The organism is Rhizobacter sp. P1_G5 (genome assembly GCF_056405435.1).
The window spans coordinates 1-5828 of the sequence record NZ_JBFUCB010000385.1; the positions used below are offsets into that span (position 1 = coordinate 1).

The following is a 5828-nucleotide window of genomic DNA, read 5'->3' on the forward strand; positions in this document are numbered from 1 at the left end:
GTTGTAGGCGGCGGCATCGGTCGGCACGCCGGCGGCGAACGGGTTGTCGCGCCATTCGGTGAAGCGGGGTTCGGCCGGGCGGGCGGCGTGCGTCGACGACGGCGCGAGCCGCCAGGCGACGACGCCGATCACCAGGCAGACGCCGGCCACCGAGAGTGCGAACAGCGAGGCCGGCCGGTCGTGAAGCAGAAAGCCTTCGTGCTTCGCACTGCGGCGTTCGCCCTTGGGGCGGCCCGGCGGGCTCACAGCCCGGCCGCCCTCAGGCGGTTCGCCTGGCTGCGGTAGAAGGCCACCGGGTCCTGCGCGAACAGCCCGCGGATGCCGAACGCCTGGTTCACCTCGTCGAGGTGGTTCCAGGCGTAGTTGTCCTTCAGCACGATGCCCCAGTGGCTGGAGCACTGGCCGACCAGCCCGTCGTTCTGCTCGAAGCCGAAGAACACGCTGGTGGCGGCGAGCAGGCCGTCGCTCACGTCGAACACGTTGGTCAGCACGCTGGTGCCGCCGACCGACCAGTAGCGCACGCCGTTGACGACCGCCGCGCCCTGGCCGCAGGGCGTGGTGGGCGCGGCCTGCGGGAAGCGGCGGTTGAAATCGGCGGCGCCGGCGGTGTTCAGCGACTGCAGCGCACCCAGCGAGTCCTGCGGCAGGCTCGGCGAGCCGGAGAGGAACGAGATCGTCGCGGCCAGCGCATTCGCGATCGCGGCGGCGGCGCCGGTGGTGCCGGTCCACGAGGTGATGCCCTGGATCGCATCGGCCGTCTTGCTGCCGGTGTGCGGCGCGCCGACCGTGGTGACGGAGGCGATCAGCTCGGGGGCGACGGCGGCGACGTAGCGGATGGTCGGGCCGCCGTGGCTGTGGCCGATCAGGTTGAACTTCTGATGGCCGTAGGCCGCCTTCAGCGCGCGCAGTTCGCGCAGCAGCTGCTCGCCGCGCGCCTCGCTGGAGTTGGCGGCCGACACGCTGGGCGTGTAGACGGTGGCACCGCCGGCGCGCAGCGCCGACGGGATGCCGTAGAAGTAGTCGACCGGCCCGATCGCATCGAAGCCGAGCAGGCCGTGCACCATCACGATCGGGTACTGCGTCTTCGTGTAGGTGTCGGCGGCGCGCGCCTCGGGCGCGGCACCGAACGCGAGGCCGGCGGCCAGCGCGATGGCGCCGAGCGCGCGCGGCAGCGACGCGGACCGAAACCGGGAACGCCATGGGAAGGGCAGCCGCGGCACGCGGCAGATCGGCAAGTTCATCGAGATGTCTCCTGAAGGTTCTGGGTATGTCGTGCGCCCGCCGGCATCGATGCCAGTCGGGTGCGCACGCGGGACCGAACATCCTGCGAACTGCCTGCAAAACATGCGGCCGACGCGGAGTCTCGAACGAACGTTCGTCTTTTAGAAGAGGGTTGGCACGGAGAGGGGGGAGGGACTTTCCCGGAGGGCGACCTCAGACGAGGATGGCGTCCCGTTCGACGAACGGCCGCAACTCAGATCTCAACGCTTTGTCGCTGACCAGGTCGACGGGACGACCGAGCAGGTCCTCCAGATAGAACTGCAATCCGAAGTAGCGGGTCGAAGTGGCCGGCCCATCGAATCTGACCAGCAGATCGACATCGCTCTCGGCGTTCGACTGCTGGCGGGCGAGCGAGCCGAACAACACGAGCCGCGTCACGCCGAAGCGATCTTGCAGCTCCGTCTTGTGCAGCCGCAGCACGGCCAAGGTGTCGGCACAATCCATCGCTCGATCATGCAGCAGCGGCCTGCAGTGCGTCCAACACGCAGACCCTGGCGCGTGCATCCGCACGATCCAGCGAACCCGGCGGATCCGGCTCTGCCGGTCCGCTCGGGTTGCCCCCTTGAGGGGGTGGCGCGCAGCGCCTCGGGGGTGGGTGATCAGATTTCCTCGTACAACGGCAGCGTCAGGAATTCGGCGAACTCCTCCTGCGTGCTCATCTGCGTGAAGATCTCCGCCGCCCGGTCGAACTTGCCTTCGAAGCCGCCGGCCTTGATCTTCGCGAGCTCTTCCGGCACCAGCGCGCGCACCAGCTCGGCCGTGACCTTGCGGCCGTCGTCGAGCGTGCCCTTCGGCGAGCGGATCCACTGCCACACCTGCGAGCGGCTGATCTCGGCGGTGGCCGCATCCTCCATCAGGTTGTGGATCGGCACGCAGCCGTTGCCGGCCAGCCAGGCACCCAGGTAGTGGATGCCGACGTTGATGTTCATGCGCAGCCCGTGCTCGGTGATCGGCGCCTCGGGCTGGAAGTCCAGCAGGTCAGCGGCACTGACCTTCACGTCGGGCCGCTGCTTGTCGAACTGGTTCGGCCGGTCGCCGAGCACCGCCATGAACTCCTTCATCGCCGGCTCCACCAGCCCCGGGTGCGCGACCCAGCCGCCGTCGTAGCCGTCGGTCGCGTCGCGCTTCTTGTCGGCGATGATCCCGGCCATCGCGATCGCGTTCTTCTCGGGGTCGTTCTTGATCGGAATCAGCGCGCTCATGCCGCCCATCGCAGGCGCGCCGCGCTTGTGGCAAGTCTGCAGCAGCAGCAGCGCGTAGGCGCGCATGAACGGCGCGGTCATCGTGACCTTCGCGCGGTCGGCCAGGCAGAAGTTGCGGTCGACCTTGAACTTCTTGATGCAGCTGAAGATGTAGTCCCAGCGGCCGGCATTCAGCCCGGCGCTGTGCTCGCGCAGCTCGTACAGGATCTCGTCCATCTCGAAGGCCGCGAGGATGGTCTCGATCAGCACCGTCGCCTTGATCGTGCCCTGCGGCAGCCCGAGCTCGGCCTGCGTCATCACGAACACGTCGTTCCACAGGCGCGCCTCGAGGTGGCTCTCCATCTTCGGCAGGTAGAAGTACGGGCCGGCACCGCGCGCCAGCTGTTCCTTCGCGTTGTGGAACATGAACAGCGCGAAGTCGAAGATGCCGCCGTGCACGCGCTGGCCATCCACCGTGACGTGCTTCTCGTCGAGGTGCCAGCCGCGCGGGCGCACCTGCAGCGTCGCGATCTGGTCGTTGAGCCGGTAGGTCTTGCCCTTGGATTCGAGCGTCAGCGTGCGGCGGATCGCCTGCGACAGGTTGATCTGCCCCTGGATCTGGTTCGACCACGATGGCGAGTTGCTGTCCTCGAAGTCCGTCATGTAGCTGTCGGCGCCGGAGTTGAACGCGTTGATCACCATCTTCGCGTCGACCGGGCCGGTGATCTCGACGCGCCGGCAGTGCAGCGCCTTCGGGATCGGCGCGACCTTCCAGTCGCCGGCGCGGATGTGCGCCGTCTCGGGCAGGAAATCGGGGCGCTCGCCGGCATCCAGCCGCTGCGTGCGCTCGACCCGCGCGGCCAGCAGCTGCTGCCGGCGCGGCTCGGAGGCCCGGTGCAGCTTGGCGACCAGCTCCAGCGCCGGCAGCGTCAGCACCGTCTCGAAGCCCGGCAGGATGGGCGCGTTGATCTGCATGCCGCGCGGCAGGGGAAGGTTGCTCATGGGGAATCTCCTCGGAATCGAATCTCCGCACTCTATTGGAGACTTGGGTGAAGATTAAGAGCCTGAGAATTCGATGATTCGTGACTTTGGCGCTACCAATCAATCCGGGAATCGCCCGCCGAGCTGCTTCGTCAGCGCGACGGCCGCTGCGCGCACCGGCGCCACGTGGGCCTCGGTGTAGCGCTGGGTCGGCATCGTCAGCGTCAGCGCACCGGCCAGCGCGCCGGTGGCATCGAACACCGGTGACGAGATGCCGGCCACGCCCTCGCTGCGGTCGTCGGCCAGGCCGATCACGCCGTCGCGGCGAATGCGCTTGCTGATCGCGTCGCCCGGCAACGCGCCCGATGCCGACGGCGCGTGGGCGCTGATGACGCGCCCGCCCGCACCGCGCTTCAGCGGCAGCACGTCGCCGGCACGGATGTGGTCGCGGATCGGCTGCGGCGAATCGACGCGGTACAGGCACAGCCGCATGTCGTTCTGCCGCACGTGGAAGGCCGCGCTCTCGCGGGTGAGGCCGGCCAGTTGCCGCAGCACCGGCATCACGACGGCCTCGAGCGAGAACGCCGCGGCATGCGCCGCCTGCAGCCGGATCGACGCCGCGCCGGCGGCATAGCGCCCGTCGGCCAGCCGCTGCACCAGCCCGGCGTGCTCCAGCGACGCGAGCAGCCGCAGCGCGGTGCTCTTGTGCAGCCGCGTGCGCTGCGACAGCTCGGCCAGCGACAGCATCGGCTGCGCGCTGTCGAACGCCATCAGCAGGCTGAGCGCGCGGTCGACCGCGGCAGCACCGCCGGGTGCGGCATGTTCGTCGGCGACCGAGGCCTGGGCAGCTTTGCGAGGCATGGGCTCCTCGTTGTCGCCATTGACTTGCGTCCGGACGACATCGATACTTGAATTCAAAGGAAAGAATATCGTTCTATCTTATGAAATCATCATCATGAGCGCAAGCCCCCTGCCCCCGCCCGCGGTGTTGCCCGCCGTGTTGATCAGCGAAGTCGGCCCGCGCGATGGCCTGCAGAGCATCGAGCGCGTGATGCCGACCGCTGACAAGCTGCGCTGGATCGATGCGCTGCATGCCGCCGGCCTGCGCGAGATCGAGGTCGGCTCGTTCGTGCCGGCGCGCCTGCTGCCGCAGATGGCCGACGTGGCCGAGGTCGTCGCGCACGCGCTGACGCTGCCGGGCCTCACCGTGATGGCACTGGTGCCGAACCTGCGCGGCGCCGAAGCCGCCCTCGCGGCCGGCGTGCACAAGCTGACGCTGCCGGTGTCGGCGAGCAGCTCGCATTCGCTGGCGAACGTGCGCAAGACGCCGCTGGAGATGATCGAGGCGCTGCGCTCGATCGCCGAGTTGCGCGACGAGACGGCACCCGGCGTGCGCATCGAGGCCGGCATCTCGACCGCGTTCGGCTGCACGATCGAAGGCCGGGTGTCCGAAGACGCGGTGATCCGCCTGGCCGCGCAGGCCATCGCCGCGGGCGCCGACGAATCGGGCCTGTCGGACACCACCGGCATGGGCAACCCGGCCCAGGTGAAGCGGCTGTTCACGCGGCTGCGCGCCGAGATCGGCGAGCACGCCGGGGCCGCCCACCTGCACAACACGCGCGGCCTCGGCCTCGCCAACTGCCTGGCCGCCTTCGAGGCCGGCGTGCGCGTCTTCGACAGTTCGCTCGCCGGCCTGGGTGGCTGCCCGTACGCACCCGGCGCGTCGGGCAACGTCGTCACCGAAGACCTCGTGTTCATGTTCGAGGCGATGGGCGTGCGCACCGGCGTCGACCTGCCCCGGCTGATGCGCTCGCGCGAGGTGCTGCAGCAGTCGCTCGCCGGCGAGCCGCTGTACGGCCACACGCCGCAGGCCGGGCTGCCGCTCGGCTTCGTCGCCGCATGAGCAACAGCAACAACTTGCCGCTGACCGGCATCCGCGTCATCGAGTTCACCCACATGGTGATGGGGCCGAGCTGCGGCATGGTGCTGGCCGACCTGGGGGCCGAGGTCATCAAGGTGGAGCCGCTCGCGGGCGACGCCACGCGGCGCCTGCAGGGCTCGGGCGCCGGCTTCTTCCCGATGTTCAACCGCAACAAGAAGAGCCTCGCGATCGACGTGCGGCAGCCGCGCGGGCTCGAGCTGGTGCTGAAGCTGGTCGCGACGGCCGACGTGTTCTGCGAGAACTTCAAGCCCGGCGGCATGGCGGCGCTCGGGCTCGGCCACGCCAGCCTCGCGGCACTGAACCCCCGCCTGGTCTACGTCTCGCACAAGGGCTTCCTGCCCGGCCCCTACGAGCACCGCACCGCGCTCGACGAGGTGGTGCAGATGATGGGCGGCCTCGCCTACATGACCGGGCCGCCCGGCCAGCCGCTGCGCGCCGGCAGC

At 69.5% G+C, this 5828-nt stretch carries 7 protein-coding genes; 2 read left to right on the forward strand and 5 right to left on the reverse strand.

Going from position 1 to position 5828, the window contains the following annotated elements:
* The 5 genes from AC1D12_RS22465 to AC1D12_RS22485 form a co-directional block, all read right to left on the reverse strand.
* Positions 1-246: hypothetical protein (locus tag AC1D12_RS22465; protein WP_477842953.1), on the reverse strand; the 246-nt coding region annotated here is incomplete at its 3' end.
* Positions 243-1241: an esterase/lipase family protein gene (locus AC1D12_RS22470; RefSeq protein ID WP_477825982.1), complete on the reverse strand. Its 999-nt coding sequence runs from the start codon at positions 1239-1241 to the stop codon at positions 243-245. The genes AC1D12_RS22465 and AC1D12_RS22470, both read right to left, overlap by 4 nt.
* A 193-nt stretch (positions 1242-1434) precedes the next feature.
* Positions 1435-1725 (reverse strand): nucleotidyltransferase family protein, encoded by a 291-nt coding sequence (locus tag AC1D12_RS22475; protein ID WP_465111336.1) that lies wholly within the window; start codon positions 1723-1725, stop codon positions 1435-1437.
* A gap of 155 nt (positions 1726-1880) precedes the next feature.
* On the reverse strand, positions 1881-3464 hold the full coding sequence (gene aceB / locus AC1D12_RS22480) for a malate synthase A (protein WP_477842955.1): 1584 nt from the start codon (positions 3462-3464) through the stop codon (positions 1881-1883).
* 99 nt (positions 3465-3563) lie between these two features.
* Positions 3564-4304: an IclR family transcriptional regulator gene (locus AC1D12_RS22485; RefSeq protein ID WP_465111334.1), complete on the reverse strand. Its 741-nt coding sequence runs from the start codon at positions 4302-4304 to the stop codon at positions 3564-3566.
* Positions 4305-4398: 94 nt separating this feature from the next.
* Here AC1D12_RS22485 and AC1D12_RS22490 point away from each other — a divergent pair, with 94 nt between their 5' ends.
* Together AC1D12_RS22490 and AC1D12_RS22495 are read left to right on the forward strand one after the other, a co-directional pair.
* Positions 4399-5346, forward strand: coding sequence for a hydroxymethylglutaryl-CoA lyase (locus tag AC1D12_RS22490; RefSeq protein WP_477842957.1), 948 nt, complete (start codon positions 4399-4401; stop codon positions 5344-5346).
* On the forward strand, positions 5343-5828 hold a 486-nt coding region (locus AC1D12_RS22495), incomplete at its 3' end, for a CoA transferase (protein ID WP_477842959.1). The genes AC1D12_RS22490 and AC1D12_RS22495, both read left to right, overlap by 4 nt.